The organism is Arcicella rosea, from assembly GCF_014204325.1.
Classification (GTDB): domain Bacteria; phylum Bacteroidota; class Bacteroidia; order Cytophagales; family Spirosomataceae; genus Arcicella; species Arcicella rosea_A.
In genome coordinates this window covers 188,050-213,555 of the sequence record NZ_JACHKT010000003.1, presented here as the reverse complement: position 1 = coordinate 213,555, position 25,506 = coordinate 188,050, and the positions used below count along the sequence as shown (strand labels likewise).

General features: G+C 34.1%; 18 protein-coding genes. 5 read left to right on the top strand and 13 right to left on the bottom strand.

Features of this window, described 5'->3' with window-relative positions; all coding sequences use genetic code 11:
* Positions 1 to 37: 37 nt before the first annotated feature.
* Entirely contained in the window at positions 38 to 1,135 is a 1,098-nt protein-coding gene (locus HNP25_RS03660) for a cytochrome-c peroxidase (protein ID WP_184130460.1), read from the top strand.
* A 15-nt stretch (positions 1,136 to 1,150) separates the two neighbouring features.
* Positions 1,151 to 2,077: a transporter gene (locus HNP25_RS03655; RefSeq protein ID WP_221432385.1), complete on the top strand. Its 927-nt coding sequence runs from the start codon at positions 1,151 to 1,153 to the stop codon at positions 2,075 to 2,077.
* A 162-nt stretch (positions 2,078 to 2,239) separates the two neighbouring features.
* Here HNP25_RS03655 and HNP25_RS03650 read toward each other — a convergent pair whose 3' ends face one another.
* The 6 genes from HNP25_RS03650 to carB all read right to left on the bottom strand — a co-directional run bounded on the left by HNP25_RS03650 (position 2,240) and on the right by carB (position 12,898).
* A complete protein-coding gene (locus HNP25_RS03650) occupies positions 2,240 to 3,670 on the bottom strand; it encodes a hypothetical protein (protein ID WP_184130457.1) in 1,431 nt (476 codons plus the stop codon).
* Complete coding sequence (locus HNP25_RS03645) at positions 3,657 to 4,208, bottom strand: RNA polymerase sigma factor (protein ID WP_184130454.1); 552 nt, start codon at positions 4,206 to 4,208, stop codon at positions 3,657 to 3,659. The genes HNP25_RS03650 and HNP25_RS03645 overlap by 14 nt, the downstream gene beginning before the upstream one ends.
* Before the next feature lie 46 nt (positions 4,209 to 4,254).
* Positions 4,255 to 5,517 carry an Ig-like domain-containing protein gene (locus HNP25_RS03640; protein WP_184130451.1) on the bottom strand — a complete coding sequence of 421 codons (1,263 nt, stop codon included), beginning with the start codon at positions 5,515 to 5,517 and terminating at the stop codon, positions 4,255 to 4,257.
* A gap of 52 nt (positions 5,518 to 5,569) precedes the next feature.
* Positions 5,570 to 6,751, bottom strand: coding sequence for a hypothetical protein (locus tag HNP25_RS03635; protein WP_184130448.1), 1,182 nt, complete (start codon positions 6,749 to 6,751; stop codon positions 5,570 to 5,572).
* A 294-nt stretch (positions 6,752 to 7,045) separates the two neighbouring features.
* Positions 7,046 to 9,736, bottom strand: coding sequence for a CHAT domain-containing protein (locus HNP25_RS03630; protein ID WP_184130446.1), 2,691 nt, complete (start codon positions 9,734 to 9,736; stop codon positions 7,046 to 7,048).
* A gap of 321 nt (positions 9,737 to 10,057) precedes the next feature.
* Positions 10,058 to 12,898, bottom strand: a complete 2,841-nt coding sequence (carB, locus tag HNP25_RS03625; RefSeq protein WP_184130444.1) for a carbamoyl-phosphate synthase large subunit — start codon at positions 12,896 to 12,898, stop codon at positions 10,058 to 10,060.
* A gap of 440 nt (positions 12,899 to 13,338) precedes the next feature.
* Here carB and HNP25_RS03620 point away from each other — a divergent pair, with 440 nt between their 5' ends.
* Positions 13,339 to 14,415 (top strand): DUF5694 domain-containing protein, encoded by a 1,077-nt coding sequence (locus HNP25_RS03620; protein ID WP_184130431.1) that lies wholly within the window; start codon positions 13,339 to 13,341, stop codon positions 14,413 to 14,415.
* Positions 14,416 to 14,696: 281 nt separating this feature from the next.
* Positions 14,697 to 17,585: an aminomethyl-transferring glycine dehydrogenase gene (gcvP, locus tag HNP25_RS03615; RefSeq protein ID WP_184130428.1), complete on the top strand. Its 2,889-nt coding sequence runs from the start codon at positions 14,697 to 14,699 to the stop codon at positions 17,583 to 17,585.
* A gap of 79 nt (positions 17,586 to 17,664) precedes the next feature.
* On the opposite strand, the gene HNP25_RS21955 is transcribed toward gcvP, so the two are convergent.
* The gene (locus HNP25_RS21955; RefSeq protein WP_184130425.1) at positions 17,665 to 19,446 is read right to left on the bottom strand and encodes a T9SS type B sorting domain-containing protein; all 1,782 of its coding nucleotides are present in this window, start codon (positions 19,444 to 19,446) and stop codon (positions 17,665 to 17,667) included.
* A 276-nt stretch (positions 19,447 to 19,722) separates the two neighbouring features.
* Between HNP25_RS21955 and HNP25_RS03605 the strand changes: the two genes are divergently transcribed.
* Entirely contained in the window at positions 19,723 to 19,971 is a 249-nt protein-coding gene (locus tag HNP25_RS03605) for a DUF1456 family protein (RefSeq protein ID WP_184130422.1), read from the top strand.
* Positions 19,972 to 19,981: 10 nt separating this feature from the next.
* Here the strand turns inward: HNP25_RS03605 and rlmF are convergent, their stop codons facing one another.
* The 6 genes from rlmF to HNP25_RS03575 all read right to left on the bottom strand — a co-directional run bounded on the left by rlmF (position 19,982) and on the right by HNP25_RS03575 (position 25,359).
* On the bottom strand, positions 19,982 to 20,944 hold the full coding sequence (gene rlmF / locus HNP25_RS03600) for a 23S rRNA (adenine(1618)-N(6))-methyltransferase RlmF (RefSeq protein ID WP_184130419.1): 963 nt from the start codon (positions 20,942 to 20,944) through the stop codon (positions 19,982 to 19,984).
* A gap of 86 nt (positions 20,945 to 21,030) precedes the next feature.
* Complete coding sequence (locus tag HNP25_RS03595) at positions 21,031 to 22,275, bottom strand: MFS transporter (protein WP_184130416.1); 1,245 nt, start codon at positions 22,273 to 22,275, stop codon at positions 21,031 to 21,033.
* Positions 22,276 to 22,326: 51 nt separating this feature from the next.
* The gene (locus tag HNP25_RS03590) at positions 22,327 to 23,175 is read right to left on the bottom strand and encodes an MOSC domain-containing protein (RefSeq protein WP_184130413.1); all 849 of its coding nucleotides are present in this window, start codon (positions 23,173 to 23,175) and stop codon (positions 22,327 to 22,329) included.
* Between the two features lie 114 nt (positions 23,176 to 23,289).
* Positions 23,290 to 24,165, bottom strand: a complete 876-nt coding sequence (locus tag HNP25_RS03585; RefSeq protein ID WP_184130410.1) for a TraB/GumN family protein — start codon at positions 24,163 to 24,165, stop codon at positions 23,290 to 23,292.
* Positions 24,166 to 24,215: 50 nt separating this feature from the next.
* Entirely contained in the window at positions 24,216 to 24,818 is a 603-nt protein-coding gene (locus HNP25_RS03580) for a hypothetical protein (protein ID WP_184130407.1), read from the bottom strand.
* Between the two features lie 40 nt (positions 24,819 to 24,858).
* A complete protein-coding gene (locus tag HNP25_RS03575; RefSeq protein WP_184130404.1) occupies positions 24,859 to 25,359 on the bottom strand; it encodes an RNA polymerase sigma factor in 501 nt (166 codons plus the stop codon).
* Between the last annotated feature and the right edge of the window lie 147 nt (positions 25,360 to 25,506).

The following is a 25,506-nucleotide window of genomic DNA, read 5'->3' as shown; positions in this document are numbered from 1 at the left end:
CGTTAAATTGAGGAGTAGAAGTTTAATGAAATTAGACATGAAAAATCTATTCTTAACCACCAGCATACTGTTGCTATTTCTGATGGTTTTTTCTTGCTCAAAACAGCCAGATGTGGTAATTGAGCCTGAAAAACTATTTTATCAGCCCAGCAATTTCCAAAGCCCTGTCTATAAAATAGAGAAGAATCCAATCACTAAAGAAGGTTTTGAATTAGGGAAAAGTTTGTTTTATGATGGAATTCTTTCAAGAGATGGCTCAATGTCTTGTGGTGAATGCCATCGTCAAGACTTTGGTTTTACGCATCATTTGCATGATTTAAGTCATGGAATTGATGATCAGATTGGACTAAGAAATTCTTCATCATTACAAAACTTAGCCTGGGAAAAAACTTTTGGATGGGATGGTGGTGTTTTTGACTTAGACCTTTTTGCGATTTCCCCAATCGAAAATCCAGTTGAAATGGACGATAAGGTACCGAATGTATTAGAAAAATTAAGAAAGACAGAAAAATATCCTGTCATGTTCAAAAATGCCTTTGGTTCAACAGAAATTACTTCCGAACGATTTTTGAAAGCGCTTTCACAGTTTTTATTGTCTTTGGTTTCTGCAAATTCTCGGTATGATAAATTCATGAGAAAGGAAGAGGGTGTGATTTTTAATGCCACGGAATTGGCTGGAATGGAATTATTCAAACAAAAGTGTTCTTCATGCCATGCTGGTGAATTGTTTAGTGATGGAAGTTTCAGAAATAACGGTTTACCGCCAACAGAACGCCAACAAGTAGTTTATAGAATGGTGGATGGTGTAAAAAAAGCATTTATCGAACCTGTAATTGACGACGGCAGAATGCGAGTAACTGAAATGCCCGAAGATAAAAATAAGTTTAAAGTGCCAAGTTTGAGAAATGTGGAAGCAACAAAACCTTATATGCACGATGGACGATTCCAAACATTGGATGAAGTAATGAATCATTATATGACTACGGTTACGGCGACTCAAAATCTTGACCCATTGCTTAATCAAAATGGCAAACTTGGCATTCCTCTAACGGCTACAGAAAAAACACAAATTATTGCATTTTTAAGAACACTTACTGATAGAGAATTTCTTACAGATAAAAGGTTTACTCCTTAATCAACAAAAAATATTATGATAAAAGCTATTCAGATTTTTATAGTTTCAATTTTTATTACACTAATTAGTCATACAAATATTTTAGCCTGTGAAGTTTGTGGATGTGGCAATGGAGGCTCATTTTTTGGAATTTTACCGCAATCACACAAAGGTTTTGTCGGTTTACGATACTCTTATAAAAGTTATGATTCACATTTGAGCAGTGTGAACCTAAAAGCTAGAGAGGATTTCTGGAAAACTGAGCTGTGGGCTAGAGCTTATCCATTTAAAAAAGTACAAGTTTTGGCTTTTGTACCTTATTTAATTAATCAGCAAACTATTCAGAAAACGGGCAAACAACTTCATTTGAATGGTTTTGGTGATGTTACTGCATTGGCTAATTATAATGTTATCAATACAGTGAACGATACCGTAAATCATCAATTTAATCATAACTTACTGATTGGCGGCGGTATAAAATTACCATTAGGAAAGTATAAATTTGATTTATTGAGTGAAACAGAAGTAGCCAATGCCAATTTCCAATTAGGAACTGGAAGCGTAGATTTTTTACTTAATTTGGTTTATACAATTCGTCATAAAGATTGGGGGTTGAATTATGATTTTTCTTACAAAATCAATACCCCCAACAGTGATAATTACCAATTTGGGAATAGACTTAACACCAATTTGGCTTTACTTTATTTCAAAAAAATCAATTCAGATTTTACAATTATTCCTAATGTTGGTCTTTCGTTTGAGGATGCTGCTTTTGATACAAAAAATAAAATCATCAATACTCAAACTGGAGGATACTCTACTTTTGGTGCTCTTGGAGTTGAATCGTATTACAAAAGCTTTTCGATGGGAATAAATTATCAAGAACCAATTATGCAAGATTTATCTGGAGGAGAATTAAAAGCGAATGCAAGGTTAAATTTACATTTTACTATACTGATATAAAGAAATGGTTTATTTATTTGAGGAGTATTTCAATCGTGATACTCCTCAAATAAATCTTAGTTTATAATTTACTAACTTGTCCACTGAATACAGCAACTGTTAGCCCAACAACAATTAATACAATACACACTAATCCTTTCCAGAAAAAACTAAATACGCTTATCATTTTAGTTTGAAGTTTATCCCAATATTAAAACCTATTTTATTGGGTTTAATTAATAATAAAGAATTTGAATCACTTTGTTGGTTGAGCGAATAACTATAAGTTGGCTCTACAAACAAATAAGCATGATCTCCAATCTGACGAGTAATGCCATAAGCAATATTTGCAAAGGCATTCAACTGTTTACTTCCATTAATTTTATAGGCTCCCTCCACTCCTACATTTACATAATGTGAAAGTGATTCTCCTCTTAAAAAAGTATATTGTAAATCAATTTTTGTACCTAAATAATAGGCTGATTGAGCATATACTTTATTGAGTTCTGCAAAACTTGCATCTACGCCAGTATTATCGGGCGACTGCACCACTAATGAATCTGTACGAACTTGGTAACTAAAACTATGATTGGTTTTAGTGAAAGTTAAACCTGTTCTTAGCTTAAATTTATCCGACAACGTAAAAACTAAACCTGCCTGCGTATAAAAACCTAATCGGTCTGCCTCATCATTTACTGCAATTTTATGAACATAATTCGCATCATTCCCATTAGCTGTGATGGTATAATAATTAATCAGTGGCATTGCACTCACATACCATTCTACAGGTTTCGATTCTTTAAAATATACAGTAGGTTTTGGTCCACGATACTTTATTTTCGGTGTTCTGAAATGATTTGTAAATGGATGATACGCTTTTCCATCAAGCGTATTTAGTAAAATATAACGTTGGTCAGAAAACTTTGTTGCTTCAACACTTGTGTTGTTTACTGATTCCTCATCAATATTTTCATGCTTACCAGAGAATACAGCAAAACGATTTGTTTTATTGCTTTTATTCGGCGTATATTTTTTTGAATATTGATTGACTAATCCATTTTGCTTTGCTCCATCAGAAAACTCAGGCTGAACATCATCACCTAAATTTACTGGCGGAATTACCCCCTCTGCTTTCAGTCTGTTTTGTTGATTTTTTAAAGTTGTTCTTTTATTCTCTGCTGAATTCTCTTGCTGAATATTACTATTTGATACTAAACTTTCAGTTGTTGAAGGCACTAATTTGTCTGAATTTTGTAAATATTTCTTCTCAATAATTATTGATTTGTTTTCTTTATTTGAGATTTTATTGTTTTTTTCCGATATAACCTCAGAATTAATAGTTTTGTTTAACTCATTTTCAATTGTTTTTTCAATCTGTGTTTCTTCTGTTTCATTATTGGTTAATGAAGACATTAAATACACACCGATGCCTGTCAGCAATAACAAAACTGCTACTGCTGTCATTTGCCAATACGGTAATATCCTTGCTGGATTAGCAGGGAGTTGAGGTTCTATTGATTTCCAGAGTTTATCGTTTGGTTCAGATTCAAAATCAAACAATTTATCTCTGAAAATATCCTCAAAAGGGTCTTTTTCGTTATCAAGTGCGTTCATAGCTGACAATTCCCAGTTGTTTTAATTGCTTTCTGAGTAACTCTTTGGCTCTTGAAAGCTGTGATTTTGAAGTATTCTCGCTTACTCCCAATAATTCTCCGATTTCTGCATGATTATAACCATCTATTACATAAAGGTTAAATACCATCCTGTAGCCGTCGGGTAATTTATTGATGAGTGCAAGAAGTTCTTCGCTTGTAAGTGTTGATAATAGGTTGGGGTAATCATCGTTGCTTAGTACAATATTTTCATATTCTGTATTTTGTTGAAATTTTAAATTTGCATGATAATAATTGATGGCTGTATGAATTACCGCCTTTCTAACCCAAGCACCAACAGCTTTAGGGTTTTCAAGGGTATGAATGTTATTAAATATTTTCACAAATGCTTCTTGATAGATGTCTTCGGCTTCCTCGGGCGTGCGAGTATAACGACGACAAACACCCATCAATTTGCTTTTATACAGGTTATAAAAAGCGGTTTGGGCTTTGCGGTCGTTTTTTTGGCAGGCTTTGACTAATTCCTGTTCGTTGAGCATTTAGTGAGTTTTGTAGCAGTAATAAATTCTAGTTGAAATTCATTACTTATTTTTTAATTCTGATTGTAAAATTGGCTTTGATAATTTCTCCATTTGTACTGGTAACTACATACTTAAATTGATCGTTGTACTCTTTGCCATCTTGTTGTTTAAGCTTGTATAAAAGCTTTTTGTCTTCAATCCGTATCATACCATAAGCAGGTTGGGTTTCAATACTAATATTTTTGATGTTTACACAGCCAGAGATGTATAACCTATACGGAATTTCTATTTCTGCTTCTTTTACCTGACTAGCCGACAATTCCATTTCTCCATTTTTAGCATAAGCTTTACAAGTAGGAATAGCACGAATAAAAATCTCGACAAACATTTTTTGCGGATTCGCTCCATTTTTGTCATAAATCGTGTACTCCAACAAATCATTGGCTTCTTGTTTGGCAGTTTGGATATATTCAATTTCTGAATTAGCATTTACTATTGCTTTACCAAACTGTGGATTAGTTGTAATTTTCAAACTTTTCACATCATAATTATCGCAAATTTTATCGTTTTCAAGCACTTGTATTTTCTGTGTTGAAGTATCATATTTGTCGATAACAATCACGTCTGGAATCAAAATATTTTTACACCAAGTTCCTTCAATATCAATCCTTACCGCAACGATTCTACAAACTGGATTACTCCCGCCTGTGCAGATTTGATAAAAGAAAATGTCATTTTGATAAAAATTACTTTTGGGTGTGTAAACGATTTTATTATGTACAATTTCGGCCTTACCAAAATTGGGACTATCTAAAATGGCCAAAGAACTAGAATCAACAATGGCATTACAGAAACGGTCGTTTTTTAATACATCCAACACCGTTGGCGTATTCAATTTTACCGTAAAGAAATCTGGAATTGCTCCCGCATTGCAAGGCATTTTGCTATGATCCGAAGTAATATTTACTTTAATCGTATCTCGTTTATCTTTTGTAGGATTGCCATTCATCATTTTATAAATCAGGAAGTCGGTTACTTCATTCTTTGTAGAATCTGATTTATAAATTAAATAACCTGTTTTAGAAAATGAATATTTACCGTATTGAGGTGCATTTATAATTTTAATCGAACTATGTCCCGATGCTTTCAGAAGCACTTTGGTGTCAATTGCGATAAAATTATTAGGAGGAGTATAATAATTTTTTGTATCAATCAACGACATAGTAGTAACCGTTGGCTTCACTGTTGGAGCGATTTCCCTGATTTCGTCGCAAGCAACAACCAAACTCAATACCATGATGAAAAATATACCTACAAAAATTCTCATATTATTTTTTGATACTTGTTTGTTGACTTACCAACAAACAAGTATCGTTTTACTATTTATCTTTTTTGGCTGCCACAAAATTCCCGTCTTTATCGAAATAAACATAGTACTTGTCTGTTCCAAAAGTAATCAAAACTAAATATGCTTGTGCAACATCATTTTTAAGACTCACGCTTCCTTTTACAAAAATCCAACCAACATATACTTTGTTTAAATAATCTTTTATAGCCTGCGGAAGGTCGTTTGCCACAATACTTTTATCTTCAATTTTAGGAACTGTTGGTGATTTGGGTTCTAAAACACTGATAAATTTACCTTTTCCATCAAAACTAAGTGTGATAAATTTCCCCTCTTTTACAACAACAATTGTGTAAGAATCAATGATTGTATCTTTTACAAGCACCACTCCTTTTTCAAATTTCCAAGCTGCATAATTGGCTGAAAGATAATCTTTAATTACTTGCGGTAATTCTGTTTCTTTCAAATATTTAGCTTCTAGTTTTGGTACTTGTAATTTTACAGCATTCTTGTTTTTCAATACTCCTGCATTATCAAAAGTTATCTCGTATAAAACATCTCCAATTTTGGCAACAACAAAATATGTTTTCTTCCCATCCGAATTAGTTTTTACTAATGCTCTTACAAATTCATAGCCGCTCAACTGACTTTGAATATTGGCTGGCAACTCGCTTAAAACGACTGTATAAGTTTTTGGAGATTGTTTAGGGTCTGGTTTCTGTCCTTTGGGTTCTATAAAAGTAGCTAATATAGTACCAGTAGCATCAAACAGTAATGTGATTTTTTTATCATTAAATTCGATTAAAATCTTATACGAAACCTTGCCGTCAGCATCTTTTCCAATGGCTACTTTTTCTAATTTATAGCCTTTATAATTGGTTTCCAAATACAATTTTATTGCATCAATCAATGCTGTTTTGGTAGTATCTGCTTTAATTTCATAAGTACTTAAAATCTTTCCAGCAACCGAAACGGTGGCTTCGTGTGCTACACCATTCACTAGAAAATCACAACCATATACTTTATTAGAATCTATTGTTGTTACAACAAGTTGAGTAGCTGTTGGATAGTCTTGTTTAATTACAGCAGAGACTTTAGCCGCTGAAGCAGCATCTGTTGTTTCATTTTGATTTTGCTGACCAAGATCAAGGCTTTCTTCACAACTTGTTAAAATGCTAGTGAATGCCAAAGCAACGACAAATAGTATTTTTTTCATAGTATTTCACAAATTTGGATTAACAATTCAATTGAAAATTAAAAAGAGCTTCCCTTTAGTTTGTGATCACTAAACTCAAGGAAAATTTTGAGATGCATCTCGAACTATAGACAAGCTCAAGAAAGGAAATGGTTGCATGAAGGAAAAATAATTTAAAAAGGTAATAATTACTTATGTAAGAGTGATGAGTTGTGAATGATGAATTGTGAATTTAACTCAATGATATATAGTTATTTAATCTATAAAATTCCCCAAAGGCTATTAATCAAGCAATTAAGTATAAACATGCAGGTTTTACGCTGAATGTTTAACCTTTTTCCAAACAAAAAAAGCTAATATCAGGATTAAAATACCTGAAACAAAATACCATAAAAGATTTGAATTACTCAAGGCAGAAGCATCGCCGACAAGTACCGCTCCAGCCCAAAAAGTTGGTAATTGATTTTCACCTGCTTGGCTTTGTAGAAAAGCTATTTTAGCTTTTTGAAGGGCTAAATCTTTCGACAAACCTTCTGATAAATATTGATAAAATAGTTCGTTTAAGGCATAAGTTGCTTTGTTTTCAACACTCCAAAGCGTGGTTAAAGTAGCAGGAATCCCCAAAGTAGCAAAACCTCTGGATAAACTTAAAATACCTTCACCAGTAGCATTTCTTCCAACGGCAGTTTTGCAGGCAGATAATACTAAAAGTTGGGTTTTATACCGATTTAACGCACCTAATTCTGATAATTTTAGGATAGAATCTGCAAAGTAAACCATTGGTTCTTGGTCGCTATCGTCTGCTTGAGCATGCGTATATAAATGCACAATTTGATAATTATGTGCATTTTCAAAGAAATTTTTCTTGTTAGCAGCTTGATTCACAAAGGTTTTCCCGAATGAGAAATAATCTGCTACTTTCGTCAAAGATTTATCTGAATCTGTTAATTCTGTTTGATTTAAGCCTTTTTGATAAGTAACTGGTGCCATTCCAAAGAATTTATTCGACCAAGAAAAGCTTTCATTATTCATATTTTTCAATAAAAATTGAACAGAATAGGTATAACTCAACGCATAATCTTTCAATAAATATTCCGACCTTTTAGCAGATTTACTCATGGCTTCAAAAGGTAAAAAATACCCATCTTGTGCAATAATTACTCTACCTTTTGGCACACCCAATTTGGCAAAAAGTTGCTGATACAATTGATTTCCCACTTTCAAAAATCCAGAAAAATCTTCATTGGCTTGCTGGTTATCAGCACAATATTTCAGAAAACTTTTTGAGTTTTCTTCATAATTTACAATTGATATTTTCTGTAAAAATGCTTGATTAGGCATTATTTTCATGGCATAAATTGCCTCATTTCCTACAAAATACTCCACTAAACTAATCTCCCCGTTTTTAGTTTCTGTTGGTCTTTTTAAATATTTTTTTACATCTTCCAAAGATGCAGTTGTGGTATCGTACTTGTATTGATAATAAGTTGGATTTTTAAGTTCTAAGCTTTTTATAAAGGCCGATTGTTCGTCTTTAGCTTCCAATAACTGATTTTGCAATGTTGTTAATTTACTTCCTTTAATCTCTTGACCAGCCAATTTAGCATTCAATTCAGCGACTTTTTGCTGTAAAGATTTCTCTTTTAATAAGTCCTCTGCTGAAAGTTGTTGCTTGGCACTCAATTCATTCAGACGGTCATTTAACAATACGGCTTTACTTTTCTCGAAAAAATAAAATGCTTTTTCATAGTTTTTCAGAAGGTAACAAGTTTCAATGGCTTGCTCGTAAAGATGATGAGTTTTGTTTCGCCAATACAATTTTGATTCAGTTCCCGAATGCTCAAAACGCATTAAATCCACCAATTGATCGGCAAGAATATAGGTTTTCAAAGCATTTCTAAGATAGTCTTTTCGTTGAGTAGCCTTGTGATAATCAAGCCAAGTATCGGCTTTATCTTGTAATGTCGTTAGAAAATAAGATTTAAAATCTGCAGCTTGAAGTGACTTTACCGTAGGAATTTCAGTTACATTTTTAGGGTTAAAACCAATTGGTGCTACTTCTAATGCTTTTTGATAATATTCAAAAGCTTTGGGATAATCCTTTTTTTTCCAGTAAACTGCCGCAATATCATCATAGATAATTACTTTCATATAAGCATTATCCATCGTTTTCAAAGCCATTAAATAATTCTTGAGGGCTTCGTCATAATCTTGCAAATATTGGTAATAAGTAAAACCAATTTCCAAAAAATTCAAAGAGTAACTATATGTATTGTTTTTAAGTTTGTATAACGCTTGGCTTTTACGATATGACAATATTGCATCTTGATATCGTTTTTGAGCAGTAAATAATTGCCCAGCACAGTAATAAGCATAAGGCAAATAGCCAATTGGGTCATTTTTTTCTAACAGTAAAATTACTTCTTTCAGATTATCACTGGCTTTTTCAGTTTGCGACATCATCGTGAGTGTTTTTACTTTTTCAATCAAACTAAAGGCTAATCCTTCATCGTTTTTGGTTTGTTTGGCAAAATTGATACCTAAATCTACGCTACTCATTGCTTTTTCAAAATCACCCATTTTGCTAAAAATATTGGCTTTTTGGGCATAAGCTCTTGATAGATAGGCTGTTTTGGCAAGATTATTTTTGGCGATGGCGATACATTTATCAAGATTATCTAAAGCAGTTTGATAATGCCCAAGCTGATTCTCGTACCTTCCTAAATTATAATAGTTGGCTTCTAAATAAAAACGATTGATGTCCGATTTGGGAAGGCTATTCACGACAATAGCCTTTTTTACATAAGCAATGGCTTTATCATAGTCTTTATCCTGTGTATAATAAAAAGTAGCTATTTGCTGTAAAATGGAAGTATAAACAGAATCTTTCCCAAAGCATTTTTCACTGCTTGATAACAAAGTAAATAAACGTTTTTTTTGTTGAGAAGGCTCTAGTTTTGAAATTTTTTGTAGCGTATTGAGCGTTTCATTTTTGGAAGGGCACACTGCCTTCGTTGATAAAGGAAGGAAAAAAAATAAGATTGATAAAATGAAAAGTCTAAGCACAAAAGTAGTTTTTTTAGGTTAGGATCATAATGGAAAGTTTAAATTAATACTTTAAGCTAAGAAATTCATCGTTTCAAAAAACTAAATTTTATCATTTCAAGACTTCCAAAAAAGAAACCTCAGCCAAATGATATTCGACTGAGGTTTCTAAATTAACAGTATTTATTAAATACCTGATAAGCGAAAAAAAAGCAACTTTATTGATGATTGTGATGAACATAATCATCATAAGTTATTTAATCTAAGCTTACAGCTTTTTACTTATTTCGATAAATATAAATTACGTTCGCCATACACTTTGCGGAAGAAATCATCTTTCAATGAATCAATGAAGTAAATTGCTTCACCTGTTGATTTCATTTCTGGTCCTAATTCCATATTTACATTCGGGAATTTGTTGAATGAGAACACTGGAATTTTGATAGCATAACCTTTCTTCACTGGATTGAAAGTAAAATCTTTCAATTTCGCACCCAACATTACTTTCGTAGCATAGTTTACATAAGGTTCTTGGTAAGCCTTACAGATAAACGGTACTGTACGAGATGCACGTGGGTTGGCTTCGATGATATACACTACTTCGTCTTTCACCGCAAACTGTATATTCAATAAACCAACAGTACGAAGTGCCACAGCGATTTTCTTAGTATGTTCTTCGATTTGACGAATAACATTTGGCGATAAATCGAATGGAGGAAGTACCGAGTGAGAGTCACCTGAGTGAATACCTGCTGGCTCAATATGTTCCATAATTCCGATAATATACACATCTTCACCATCACAAATCGCATCTGCTTCCGCTTCGATTGCGTTTTCTAAGAAATGGTCAAGTAAGATTTTATTTCCCGGAATATCTCTTAAAATATCAACAACGTGTTGTTCTAATTCTTGTTCGTTAATCACGATTTTCATTGATTGTCCACCTAATACATAAGAAGGACGAACTAACAATGGATAACCTAATTTACGACCTAATTCTACGGCATTGTCTGCATCTTCGCATACTCCGAATCTAGGGAAAGGGATTTCATTTTCTTGCAATAAAGCCGAGAACGCACCTCTATCTTCTGCTAAATCAAGGGCTTCAAATGAAGTACCGATGATTTTGATACCGTGTTTAGTAAGTTTCTCCGCCAATTTCAAGGCAGTTTGTCCACCCAATTGAACGATTACTCCTTCTGGTTTTTCATGCTGAATGATTTCATAAACATGTTCCCAGAATACTGGTTCGAAGTATAATTTATCAGCAATGTCAAAATCTGTTGAAACCGTTTCAGGGTTCGAGTTAATCATGATGGCTTCATAACCTGCTTCTTTGGCAGCCAAGATTCCGTGAACACATGAGTAATCGAATTCAATTCCTTGTCCGATACGATTTGGGCCAGAACCTAAAACCACTACTTTTTTCTTATCCGTTACAATAGATTCGTTATCCAACGTTTCAGAACCTTGCGAGAAAGTAGAGTAGAAATATGGTGTTTTGGCTTCAAATTCAGCCGCACAAGTATCTACACATTTGTAAACACGTTTGATCCCCAAACTATTTCTCTTTTCATATACTTCAGATTCTAAGCAACGTAAAGAGTAAGCAATTTGGCGGTCAGCAAAACCTTTGTGTTTTGCTTCTTCTAATAATTCTTTTGGAACAGAGCTTAAAGTATATTTCTCTAAAGTGTTTTCAACTCGAACCATATCTTCAATTTGGTATAAGAACCATTTGTCGATTTTGGTAGTTTGTTGAATCGTTTTGAAAGAAATACCCATTTTAAAGGCATCATAAATATGGAATAAACGATTCCAAGATGGATTTGCCAAAGAGTGCATGATGGCATCTTGGTCAACCAATCCTTTACCGTCAGCTCCTAAACCATTTCTTTTGATTTCTAATGATTGACAAGCTTTTTGAAGTGCTTCTTGGAAGTTGCGACCGATACCCATTGTTTCACCAACAGATTTCATTTGCAAGCCCAAAGTTTTGTCTGCACCTTTGAATTTATCAAAATTCCAACGTGGTACTTTTACTACCACATAGTCAAGTGCTGGCTCGAAGTATGCCGAAGTAGTACCTGTAATCGCATTCGTTAATTCATCCAAGTTGTAGCCAATTGCCATTTTTGCAGCAATTTTCGCAATTGGATAACCAGTAGCTTTAGAAGCCAAGGCTGACGAACGAGATACACGTGGGTTAATTTCGATAGCGATAATATCGTCGTTTTCTGGATTTAAAGAGAACTGAACGTTACATCCACCCGCAAACTGACCAATCGCATTCATCATTTTGATTGCCATGTCACGCATTCTCTGATAAATTGTATCAGGTAAAGTCATGGCAGGTGCAACCGTGATTGAGTCTCCAGTGTGGATACCCATTGGGTCGAAGTTCTCAATCGAACAAATGATAATTACGTTTCCTAAATTATCACGCAATAATTCTAACTCGTATTCTTTCCAACCCATGATAGATTGCTCTACCAATACTTCGTGTGTTGGCGAAGCGTGCAAACCTTTGTTTAAGGCAGCATCAAAATCTTTTGGACTGTGTACAAAACCTCCACCAGTTCCACCCAACGTAAATGATGGACGAATTACCAATGGAAAACCAGTTTCCTGTGCAATCTCTTTTCCTTCCAAAAACGAGCGAGCAGTACGTCCTTTACAAACGCCTACACCAATTTCAATCATTTTCAAACGAAACTTCTCACGGTCTTCAGTCGTTTCGATTGCTTTAATATCAACACCAATAATACGAACACCGTATTTTTCCCAAATGCCCGAGGCATCACAATCAATCGCTAAATTCAAGGCTGTTTGTCCACCCATTGTTGGTAAAACAGCATCAATTGGAGTACCTTCTGCTTGATGTTTTTCTAAGATTTCAATGATTGAATTCTTATCAAGTGGTTTTAGATAGACATAATCCGCATTGAGTGGATCAGTCATAATCGTAGCGGGATTGGAATTAATTAAAGCAACTTTGATACCTTCTTCTCGGAGTGAACGAGCTGCCTGCGAACCTGAGTAGTCGAACTCGCAAGCCTGACCGATGATAATTGGACCTGAACCGATAATCAAAACGGACTTGATGGATGAATCTTTTGGCACTTTTTGTATTAGTTTTTGAGTTGGATAGTTTTAACTATGTTATTCCTAAGATATTTACTTCCCAATGTTCTAAAGTTAGAACAATATCCAAGAATTAAATAAATTAAAACCACTGATTTTGGAAAGCTTTGTGGTAATTTTTGAAGAGATACTTAACAAGGAGACTGAAATAATGGATAAAATCAACGAAACTTCGCTAACGTATCCCCAAAAATTGTACAAAGGTAATAGAAACCAACGAAAGTAAAAGGCGTAGATTTTATTTTATGTATTTATTAAATTTATTCTTTAATTAATTATATTTTACAAATTTTATCCTTCTCTCAGCTATCAATCCAAATACTTCAAAAACTTATATTATATAGTTAAAATATGATATTATCACGCAAAAGTTTATCTTTGTACACATGCCCAACATTTCAATAAACATATTTTTTCAAATGAAAATCACATTTTTACTTTTCATATATTTTTTAGTTGCTTTCAAGTTCAATGGTCTTGCACAAAAGAAAATCGAAATACTTTTAATCGGTACTTCGCATAATTATGAGTTGAATGTCACCAACGATTTTGATTATGTAAAAGATGCTGTTAGAGATTTCAAACCTGATATTTTTTGTACTGAATACCTATCAAAAGACAATGAATCTCAATCCGTTATTGAGACATATTATGGCGAGCGGATGATGCAAAGAAGGGAAATGCTCCTTGCCAAGAATATCATGGCAGAAAAGGACATTCCTGAAATCATTAAAAAAAGTTATAAAACCTTAAAGGCAAACCCTGATTCAAAACAAGCTAGAATAGATTTAGCCCATGCTTTGTACCTTAGTGAAGACCTAGGTAATGCGCATTATCAGATTTATCAATTGATGAAAGCTGATTTGGACAAAGAAGAAAGTGACTATTTAAGCAATACATTCGATGCGAAAGATTCGCTTATTAAATATACCTGTCGTAAAAATAATGAATATACTAACCTTGTTTTTCCGTTGGCCACTGAGTTAAACATCCAAAAACTATATGGTTTCGATTGTCAACGCTTTGACCCTCTTTGGAATGTAGCTTGGGAAAAATCAGATAGCCTTTACACAGCATTTGAAGATAAACTAAAAGCAGATACCAACGATTTAAACAGTAAGAAGTCGTTGAAAACAATAGATGCTTTTATGAAAGAGTATTATGCAAGCCAAAAGAGACTAAGAGCGGCGTATCAAGAAGGCACACAAATTCATTTTTTTAATACTAAAGAATTTGATGACTTAGCTGAATGGGGCGATTTTTTACGTGAAGATATTCATCAATTAGAAGGCTTTCCTTTAGAAGCATATCAAGAAAAAAGAAAATATTGGCAATTACGCAATGAACAAATGGTACAAAATACCCTAAAAATTGCCAAACAGAATAAAGCTAAAAAGATTGTAGTTTTTGTAGGAGCATCGCACAGACGACTACTTTCACAAATGTTTGAACGTAATCCGAATGTAAGCGTCAAGACGATTGATCAAGTTAATTAATTAGACTTCTTTTATTTCATTTTCATCAAATAAGGCTTCTGTTCAACACGGAAGCCTTATTTTGTATAATTCCAAGAATTACTATATCATTATTAATTAAAAATATTCTTTAAAACCTTTTTTAAGAACAGCCTGTTTTGCCAATAATTCAATCTCTATCATTTAAGTGAATTCATCCTTTTATTTTAGGTATTGCTCGTCGTTTATCTTTCGTGTTTACGATAAATTATCATTAAATTTGTAGCGTATTTAAAGCAAATAAGAATATTTTTCCTTCCAAAATGAAAATAAACTTTCAGTATCAAGAAAAATTCGAGAATCGCCACAACAATTCAAATGTTGCCGACCGTGAGGAAATGCTAAACATTATTGGAGTAGATTCTATCGAAACACTCATCAATCAAACTGTTCCTGCTGCCATTCATTTACCCCGTCCATTGAATCTTCCAAAGGCAAAATCAGAAGCCAAATTTTTGAAAGATTTCAAGAAACTGTCTCAATTGAACGACACTTACAAATCCCACATTGGGATGGGTTATTACGATACCAATACTCCTGCTGTTATTTTAAGAAACATTCTTGAAAACCCAGCATGGTACACTGCTTACACGCCTTATCAAGCTGAAATCGCTCAAGGTCGTTTAGAAATGTTGTTGAATTACCAAACCATGATTATTGATTTAACTGGAATGGAAATTGCCAACGCTTCTTTATTAGACGAAGGTACAGCTGCCGCAGAAGCTATGACGATGCTTCACGGACAAAGAAAAGCTGGAAAGAAAAATGCAGAAACAATCTTCGTTTCTGAACACTGTCATCCACAAACAATTGATGTACTTAAAACTAGAGCATTGCCTTTAGGGATTGAAGTATTGATTGGCGACCACCGTAAAGTTGATTTGACCCAAGAAGATATTTATGCTTTAGTTTTGCAATATCCTGCTTCTGACGGACAAATTTTTGATTACACCGACCTCATCGCTTCAGCACACGAATTAGGAATTAATGTAGTTGTTGCCTCAGATTTACTAGCACTTACTTTATTGAAATCGCCAGGTGAAATGGGTGCTGACGTAGTAGTGGGTACTTCACAAAGATTTGGCGTGCCAATGGGTTTTGGTGGACCACACGCTGCTTTCTTCGCTACGAAAGATGAATTCAAACGCCATATTCCTGGTCGTATTATTGGCGTATCAGTTGATGCACAAGGAAATCGTGCTTTGAGAATGGCTTTACAAACACGTGAACAACACATTCGCCGTGAAAAAGCTACTTCAAACATTTGTACTGCACAAGTATTGTTATCAGTAATGGCTTCGGCTTATGCTATTTATCATGGGCCAGAAGGTATAAAAGCCATTGCAGAAAGAGTACACGGATTAACCAAATTGACAGCTTTAGCTTTAGAAAAATTAGGTTATGATATTGAAACGGATTCATACTTCGATACGATTAAAGTAAGAGTAGGCGATAATGAAAAACGTTTGAAAATGGAAGCTGTAGCCAATGGCGTAAACTTCCGTTATTATGAAGACTATAATTTCATCGGAATTTCATTAGATGAAACTTGTACGGTTGAAGACGTAGAAACGATTGTTTATATTTTTGAAAAAATCGGAAGAAAAGAAGTAGAAGTTTCTACTTTGTTCGATCAAGTAGATTACGCTTTCCCAGAATCTTTGAAACGTACTTCTTCTTATTTAACACATCCAGTATTCAATAGTTATCATTCAGAGCATGAAATGCTTCGTTATTTAAAAGTATTAGAAAATAAAGATTTATCAATGGTTCATTCCATGATTGCTTTGGGTTCTTGTACGATGAAATTGAATGCAACGACTGAAATGATTCCTGTTACTTGGGCAGAGTTTGGTAATATTCATCCATTCGCTCCGAAAAACCAAGTAAACGGTTATACGCAAATGATTAGCGAATTGAACGATTGGCTTTGTGAAATTACAGGTTTCTCGGCGATGTCGTTCCAACCAAATTCAGGTGCACAAGGCGAGTACGCTGGTTTGATGGTTATTCGTGCTTATCACGAGTCTCGTGGTGATGCTCACAGAAATATTGCTTTAATTCCTTCGTCTGCACACGGAACAAATCCAGCTTCGGCTGTAATGGCAGGAATGAAAGTTGTTGTGACGAAATGCGATGAAAATGGAAATATTGATTTAGCTGATTTAAGAGCCAAAGCCGAACAATACGCTGAAAACCTTTCATGTTTGATGGTTACTTATCCATCTACACATGGAGTTTTTGAAGAATCAATCAAAGAAATTTGTGCGATGATTCATGAATTCGGTGGACAAGTTTATATGGATGGAGCAAACATGAACGCACAAGTAGGTTTAACTTCGCCTGCAACAATCGGTGCTGACGTTTGTCACTTGAATCTTCATAAAACATTCTGTATTCCTCACGGAGGTGGTGGCCCAGGAATGGGACCTATCGGTGTGGCAAAACAATTAGTTCCTTTCTTGCCAAGCCATGCGGTAGTAAAAGATTCTGGTGGAGATTTGGGTATTTCAGCGGTTTCGGCAGCTCAATTTGGTTCAGCCTCTATCCTTACGATTCCTTACGCTTACATCGCCATGATGGGTGGAGATGGTTTGACTCGTGCTACGGAAACAGCCATTTTAAATGCCAATTATGTAAAAGCACGTTTAGAAGGATATTATCCAGTACTTTATACAGGTTCTGAAGGTCGTTGTGCACATGAGATGATTTTGGATTGTCGTCCATTCAAATTATCTGCGGGTGTTGAGGCAGAAGACATTGCCAAACGTTTGATGGATTATGGTTTCCACGCTCCAACGCTTTCTTTCCCAGTAGCTGGAACGTTGATGATTGAACCAACTGAATCTGAGTCAAAAGCAGAATTAGACCGTTTCTGTGATGCCATGATTGCTATTCGTGAAGAAATTCGTGAAGTAGAAAACGGCGATGCTGATAAAGTAAACAATGTTTTAAAACACGCTCCGCATACGCAATCGGTAGTTTTATCAGAAGAATGGAACAGACCTTATACTCGTGAGAAAGCTGTTTTCCCACTTCCTTATGTAAAAGCTGCGAAATTCTGGCCAGCCGTTTCAAGAATTGATTCTGCTTATGGCGACCGTAATTTGGTTTGTAGCTGTTTACCAATTGAAGAATATGCTCAGGCTTAGTGCTGTCACAAACAATATACTTTTACCAAAAAAGGCTTTCAGAACTATTCTGAAAGCCTTTTTTGGTAAATCAAGCATCTTAACGGAGTATCGTTAATGTACCATTATATTGAAAAATGGGATGGTTGGGATATAGGTAAATCTTATAAATGTAAGTCCCTTCTTTGAGCAAATTCCCAGCATTTGTTCCATCAAAAGGTAAATAGTTTCCTTTTGAATAAAAAACGATATCTCCCCAGCGGTCAAAAACTTGGATTTCAGCGTCAGGATAATTATTAATGCCCGATAATTCCCACAAATCGTTTTGTCCATCGCCATTCGGTGAAAAAGCCGTAGGCACATATACTTTATCGTAAACATTGATTTTAATCGTATCTTTTGATTCACAACCTCTATCATTCGTCACAGCAAGAATGTATTCACTCGTTTGTGTTGGCGAAGCTAAGGGATTGGCAATATTAGGATTATCCAAATTGTTATTGGGTGACCAAGTATAAGTATAATCGTTTCCGATATAACCTTTCAAAGTAACGGCATTGCCTTTTCCTAAAAAAATATCATTGCCTAAATCGATTTTCGGATAAGGCGAAATATATACTTCTTGGCTACTTTCTCCATTCAAGCAAGACAAAACACCGTTTACTTTATAATTAATAACATGCTTTCCAAAACCTAGTTTTTTATAATCAAAAATATTAGTGGGTAAATTATCAATGGTAAAAACTCCGCCCGATGGCGTTCCATTTAAAGTAATGGGTGAAAAATTTGTTCCGCAAACAGAGGCAACAGCGTCCATTGATGTAGCACTCGCCGTAAAAAATTTAATTTTTACAGGTGTAGAAGTATTACTACAATTATCGGCATCCGTTACTTTTAATGAATAATCTCCAGCTGCACTTACTGCTAAATCTTTGGTGGTATTTATCGAATTTCCATTTAAAAACCATTCATAACTAGATAAACCTGTAATTCCTGATAAAATCACAGATTCTCCATCACACAAATCTGTTCTATTTAAACTATTATTGATAGTAGCTTTTGGGTCGGAAACTTTAATCGTTATTTTTTCAATAATTTCAGGACAAGTACCGCTATTTCTTACAGCATATTCTATTTCATGGTCGCCAGCTCCTGCTACCAATGGACTAAAAGTGCCTAGTGTTCCATCCGTAATTCCTACTCCTCTGTACACTCCTCCTGCTGGTGAACCTTGAAGATTTAAAGGACTAGCATTAACATCACAAATGGTTGGTACCGCATTTAACTGAACAACCAATGTGGAAAAATAGCTTAAAGTATAAGGAGTGGATACTGTAGTACAACTATTTTGGTCTGTAACGGAAAGTGTGTAAGTACCTGCTTTCCTAGCAATAATACTTAAGCCATTATCGGGTAAAATGGTATTATTATATTCCCATTTATAAAATGCAGTAAGAATTGGATTTGCCTCTAATTTTACTTCTTCTCCTTGGCAAATTTGAGTAACATTGGGCGAAGGAGTAATAATAGATGGAGGAGGAGTTAATAAAATCACATTCAATTGCTTAGAATAATATGTAATACCATTTACATCTATCACTCTCAGTCTGTAAGGCAGTGCTTCATCATGACTTATTGAGGCTGAATTAGCAAAGGGTACAGCAGACCAACCACTTGGACGAAGAATTTCCCAAGAATAAAGTACATAATTTGGATCTGGATCAATATAAACTCTAATCTGACCTCCAGGGCAAAGTCCAGCACCATCTTTTTTTAAATCAAAGGCATCCATAACCTGAGCTTTCAATTGAGAAGAAAGCCCCAATATAAGTATAATGCCAATAAAGTAAGTACTAAAAGTCTTTTGAAGAGTATGAAACACTATTGCTGATGATTTGGGTAAATTTTTCTTCCATTACAAAATGACTATTCTGTAAAAAAACGATAATGAATAATAATTATTATTAAAACCTAATTTCTATAAGATTGAAAATTAAGCAATTAAAATGATTTTATCCCATTTTAGGAATTCATTCACAAAATTAACTGCCATTTAGAAGCAAAGCAATTGAAAAATCAGGAGAAGGAGGTAACTTTGTTGGCTAAAACAATGCTGAGTTGTTTTATAATTTTCAGAAATCATTTACGCAATCATTCCATGTCTAATAACGATATATTAAAAAAACTACGAGTAGCACTTCAACTAAGAGATGATCAAATTGTAGAGATTCTCAGTTTGGTAGATTTCAAGGTTTCAAAAGCTGAAATTGGTGCATTATTTCGTAATGAAGACCATCCAAATTTCAAGCCATGCGGTGACCAAATCCTTAGAAATTTTTTAAATGGTTTAGTGATTCATCTCAGAGGTCCAAAAGAAGACAAAAAGCCTTCTCCTATCAATAAGTAAGCTTTCAGGTTTATTTTGTCCAACGACTTATTCGCCAATTTTCTTGCTGATTTTTTGATAAAAAAGTCCAAGCAAGTAATCTACTTACTTTTTGTCCCTGAGCCATTTCAATGGTTTTTACTTCTAAAGCTTTTACTTTTTTCAGTAAAGAATAGGCTCTGGGCAAAGTGATTTTCTTAGAAATGAGCGAAGTAAACCAAAAACACTGATTAGCAAAAATTGTACTTTCTTCAATCATATTCGATACAAAAGCTTCTTCTCCGCCTTCACACCAAAGTTCATTATTTTGTCCACCAAAATTCAGCGTACTTTTGTTATTTTTTCCTAAGTTTTTCCATTTACGTTCAGTTCCAGCTTTTGCTTCTGCCATTGAGGCATGAAATGGTGGATTACATAAAGTCAAATCAAAATACTCCTCAGGTTGAATAATTCCTTTAAAAATATTTTTAGAGGATGCTTGCCATCTACATGCCACAGCATTTTTCAAAGATTCATTACCTTCCACAATTGCTTGTGCCGAAGTAATTGCTTTTTTGTCAATATCCGCTCCTACAAATTGCCAAGCATACTCGTGATTTCCGATGATTGGATACACACAATTTGCACCAACGCCAATATCTAAAGCACTTACAGAACTTCCTTTCGGAATATTTCCATTATTGGAAGAAGCTAATAAATCCGCTAAATAATGAATATAATCTGCTCGCCCCGGAATCGGTGGACAAAGACAATTGGCTGGAATATCCCAATAATCAATATTATAAAAATGCTTCAAAAGTGCTTTATTAAGTACTTTTACGGCATCTGAATTAGAAAAATCTATACTTTCAACATCATACTGATTCCTAAAAACATATTTTGCTAATGCTGGCAAACTTATTATCAATTCTTCAAAATCATATCGAAAGCGATGTGGATTTCGTGGATGTAAACTTGATTTCTCAGTGATATTTTTAATTAATTCTTTTGACAATTTTTTATGATGATTAACAAATAGTGATTGGATGTGCTTGCCAAAATATAAAAGTAATATGTTGTTGACTACTAATTAACAGACAACTAAAGCTTTAAATTAAATAATTCTTTCGAGCGAATCCAGACTACCGTAACGATGATTAATGTCATCGCTCCGCCAAAAACCACAGAAGGAACTGTTCCCATCAGTTTAGCCAAAAGTCCAGATTCAAAAGCACCTAATTCATTTGAGGAACTTACAAAAATACCATTTACTGCCGATACCCTTCCTCTCATTTCATCTGGCGTAAAGAATCGTAAAACGGTTTGACGAATAATTACACTTACGCTATCAAATACTCCTGTAAAAAATAATGCAACAACCGACAACCAAATATTTGTTGAAAGTGCAAAAACTAAAGTTGCTATTCCAAAACCTGCAATAGATAATAATAAGTTTCGCCAAGCTTTTCCTAAAGGCGGAACATAAACCATTATAATCATACATAACACTGCACCAATTGAAGGAGCAGCTCTTAAAATACCTAAACCTTCTGCACCAACATGTAAAACGTCTTCTGAGTACACAGGTAACAAAGCAATTACTCCACCAAAAAGTACTGAGAATAAATCTAGTGAAATGGCGTAAAGAATAATTTTTGTTTTAAAAACAAATTCAATGCCTTCACGAAGTGAGAAAAAGATATTTACTTTTTGTTCATTCTGTTGAGGAACTGGCGGAGCAGTAATCATCGAAATGAGAATCATTACCACGACTAAAATACCTACTACGCACCATAAAGCATGAGTAAGACCAAGATAAGCATATAAAAAACCTGCAAAACCAGGGCCTAAAATTGCACCAGCTTGCCACAATGAACTTTGCCAAGTAGCAGCATTTGCAAATACTTCACTTGGAATTAAAAAGGGATTCAATGAGCCTGAAGCTGGACTATAAAAGCCTTTTGAAAAACCAATTAACATCACAACACCATAAATTACTGTTAACATCTTGGATTGTTCCAGACCAGTTGCTGGGTCTGTTGCCCAAATTAATATCACTGAACATATAGTAATAAGAGCCAAACTAACTTGCATAATGGTTTTCTTATTTCTTCTGTCGGCAAAATGTCCGCCAAACAATGCCAAAGAAATGTAAGGCAAAGCTTCAGCTAGACCTATTAAACCGAGTGCCAGTGGGTCGTGAGTGATTTTGTAAATAGAATATCCAAGTATTACTTCTTGAATTAATAATGCCATTGTGATAAAACTATTGGCAAAAATGAAGGCTACAAATTCAGGGTATTTAAGGGCTTCGTAAGGAGACTGTTTCTGTGATAAATCTGTCATATTATTAAGGTTGTACTCTTTTGCTTAATCCTATAAAAACTAAGGAGGAATCTATGAAACTTCAATTTCAAATTGAGGTAATTTTTTGGTACTAATTACTTTAATTTCGTCGCCAATCTGAATATTTTCAAGAACGGTCACTAATAAATTTTGTCCAAACAATACTCTTTTACCTGCTTTTCTATACGTCGAAAGTGTAAATAAAGGATCTTTGCCAGATTTTTCACCAGACTCTTGGTCTATCGTCGTCATGATACATCTAGCACAAGGTTTTACACCCCAAAAAGTAGCTTTCCCAATTTGAACTTCGTACCAATTTTCTTCTTCATAAGCTTCGCCTCCTTTAAAAACTAAATTCGGACGAAAACGATTCATTTTTACACCTTCTTTTAAACGATTATTCAAATCATCTAACGAAGATTGTCCGATTACCAAAAAAGGATAAGCATCCGAAAAAGAAGTAATTTCATTGCCAGTTATTGCATATTTTTTATCCACCTCTCTCCTACTGCTTTCAGGCATATACACCAATCTTACAGACATTTCTAAGGCTTTTGAAAACCATTCATTGGCTTCGTTACTTACTTCAAGAGCATCATCAATCGTATCATCCCAAACTTTTACACTTACTTTTTTATGATAATTTGTTGGAGAAAGATTTACTTTTAACGCCTCTAAATTGTTTTTCCGATGCGTAATTGCAAGATTTACTGCATCGATGGCTGTTTGAAAAAGTGCTAATTGAGGGAATTGTCTTTGCGTGAGGAAGTGTCCATTTTCATCCACCAAAAGCCATCTCCGGTCATTTTCTAATCCTCTTTCAGTAACTTTTGCTTCTTGAAGATGAATACCAGCTAATGATTTTACAGGATAAATCCAGATTTCAGAGAGTTGAAGCATAATATTTTTAGTTTCCCCAAAAGTACAAAAACCTGTGGAATTTGAAGATTCTCACAGGTTTTTGTTTTTGAAAAAGAAGTAATCTATTATATTTTGAAACTAAAATTCAGCTATTTATTTTACAGCTTTTACGGTATAACCTTGTTTTTTGAGCAACGCAATTACTCCTTTTTCACCTCCTAAATGTCCTGCTCCAACGCCAAAAAAAGTAGGTTTCTCTTTCATGATTGTACTCATTCTTGGAATCCAATTAAGGTTTCTATTTTCCAATAAATCTTTTTCAAAAGCAGTATCAGCCGTTGGAGAATTAGTCATATCCTTCAATATCGCTTCTACGTCCTGCTTTTTATAATCTGCAACCAATTTTTTAAATTCTTTTTTCCCTTCTGCCCAATTATCAACCATTTTCACGAGCATTAGCTGTGCTTGCTTTTCCATGCCCATATTATCCAAAGCATCAAATTGTTCTTTTACTAATTCTAAGCCTTTTACTTCTTTTTTCTGTTCTTGTGCCATCTTTACAAAAACCTCTTCATAACCTTGCATCGGGCAACCCAACATACTTGGTATCGTCATCGAACTTAAAATAAAAGGTTTCATGCCGTCCATAAAAGCAATATTTGTTTTCAAAGAGTCTTTGAAAAACTTAGCTACTTTTTGATAATCAGGCTCCGACATAATAGTTTTCAAAGTCTTGCCATCGGGCAACATCATGTGCTTTTGCATTTCAGTCATCATCGAAGGGTCGTCCATATCAATTTCTAAATAGATTTGTTGAGCTACCGAAAACTTACTTTTAACAACTTCTGGAAGAAAAAAATCATCTTTACAAATGGCATGAATTGTACCAAATACATAAGAAGGTTGTGAAAGTCCATTGCCAGAAATTTCATATAATAATGATTTCTCGTCTTTTTGACCATAAATCTTTCCGAAGTATAAAAAGCTAAAAATTAAAGAAATCGTAAAAAACTTAATAGGATTTGCCATTTTTGGAGGAATGTTAAAAGTTTTGATGCTTGTTAAAATAATTTCTGTTTTTAATCAATCGTTTCTGATAGTTCAGCTAAACAGTTTTTGAGCTTATCCAAATGCTGACCATATACTTTTCGGATGTAAAACTTAATCCAAAAGTACCCTAAAGGTGAAATAATTACGGTATTAATGAGTAAAAATTTTAATGACAATGTTTCAGCGTTGAGTTCTAAACCCACAATCAAACCATAAAACATCATCGGGAAAAGTAAAACATAATTGATAATCATGTAAATACGGATGAATTTCGAAAATTGCTTTACTGTAATTTTTAAAGACGTAATTAAATCTAACCTTGTTTCAAATGCTTGGAGTGAACGATATTCTACCCAAAAAATAACCAAAGTAGCAACCGTCGTAAAAATCAGTATTGAACAAACATATTTATGAAAAACAGCAACATCTGTAAAGAAAATAAAGTATGAGAAAACTGGTAAAAACACAACACTAACCAAAATTTCGAGTATCAAATTTCTTTTCAATTTTGTAATCACTGCATTTGATTTGCCTTTCATCATTACCAAAAACTCATCATTGCCAATTACTTGAGAAGAGATACTTTCAAGGGAAGTTTGCTGCCAAATATTTTTTAATTCGTCTAATTCCATCTTTTGTTTTGAGAATATTAATCTTAAAATAATTGTAAAACTACTTGGCATTTGCCATCAAAGTCCTCAGTTTTTCACGAATTCTAGTCATTTTTACTCTTACATTATTTTGACTAATCCCGATAATTTCTGCAATTTCTTCGTTAGTTTTCTCTTCAAAATACAACATCATGATGGCTTTTTCTACTTCTGAAAGTTGATCAATGGCTTGATACAATACTTTTAATTTTTCTTCAAAGCTAAAATCGTACTGATTATCAGAAATGTTAGCAATAGATTCCGACAATTCTACACGAATCGGCTTTCTACTTTCTTTTCTAAAATCAGAAATGGCGACATTCAATGCTATTTGATAAATCCAAGTTGAAACCTTTGCTTCCTGTCTAAATTTTGGGAAGGCTTTCCATAGTTGTATTACAATTTCTTGAAACAAATCTTTACGGTCATCAGGGTCACGACGATACATCCCGCACACTTTATGCACGATACCTTGGTGAATTTTGATGAGTTCAACAAATTGATTTTCTATGATTTGGCTCAACGCAAACGAGGTTTTAAAAGATTAGTCGGATGAGTATCGGTGTAATTACAAAAAAAGGAGGTTATTTAAAAAAAAGACCTTTCTGAAACGCATTCAACATTAACTCTTTTAAAATAACCTCTTAGGAATTATAATGTAAAATTCAAA

What these genes read in the sequence shown, in the direction of transcription:
- HNP25_RS03605 (WP_184130422.1), top strand. Translation starts at nt 19,723, where the DNA reads ATGTCTAATAACGATATATTAAAAAAACTACGAGTAGCACTTCAACTA.
- HNP25_RS03635 (WP_184130448.1), bottom strand. Translation starts at nt 6,751, where the DNA reads ATGAAAAAAATACTATTTGTCGTTGCTTTGGCATTCACTAGCATTTTA.
- gcvP (WP_184130428.1), top strand. Translation starts at nt 14,697, where the DNA reads ATGAAAATAAACTTTCAGTATCAAGAAAAATTCGAGAATCGCCACAAC.
- HNP25_RS03580 (WP_184130407.1), bottom strand. Translation starts at nt 24,818, where the DNA reads ATGGAATTAGACGAATTAAAAAATATTTGGCAGCAAACTTCCCTTGAA.
- HNP25_RS03645 (WP_184130454.1), bottom strand. Translation starts at nt 4,208, where the DNA reads ATGCTCAACGAACAGGAATTAGTCAAAGCCTGCCAAAAAAACGACCGC.
- HNP25_RS03650 (WP_184130457.1), bottom strand. Translation starts at nt 3,670, where the DNA reads ATGAACGCACTTGATAACGAAAAAGACCCTTTTGAGGATATTTTCAGA.
- HNP25_RS03595 (WP_184130416.1), bottom strand. Translation starts at nt 22,275, where the DNA reads ATGACAGATTTATCACAGAAACAGTCTCCTTACGAAGCCCTTAAATAC.
- HNP25_RS03620 (WP_184130431.1), top strand. Translation starts at nt 13,339, where the DNA reads ATGAAAATCACATTTTTACTTTTCATATATTTTTTAGTTGCTTTCAAG.
- HNP25_RS03655 (WP_221432385.1), top strand. Translation starts at nt 1,151, where the DNA reads ATGATAAAAGCTATTCAGATTTTTATAGTTTCAATTTTTATTACACTA.
- HNP25_RS03660 (WP_184130460.1), top strand. Translation starts at nt 38, where the DNA reads ATGAAAAATCTATTCTTAACCACCAGCATACTGTTGCTATTTCTGATG.
- HNP25_RS03590 (WP_184130413.1), bottom strand. Translation starts at nt 23,175, where the DNA reads ATGCTTCAACTCTCTGAAATCTGGATTTATCCTGTAAAATCATTAGCT.
- HNP25_RS03585 (WP_184130410.1), bottom strand. Translation starts at nt 24,165, where the DNA reads ATGGCAAATCCTATTAAGTTTTTTACGATTTCTTTAATTTTTAGCTTT.
- HNP25_RS03640 (WP_184130451.1), bottom strand. Translation starts at nt 5,517, where the DNA reads ATGAGAATTTTTGTAGGTATATTTTTCATCATGGTATTGAGTTTGGTT.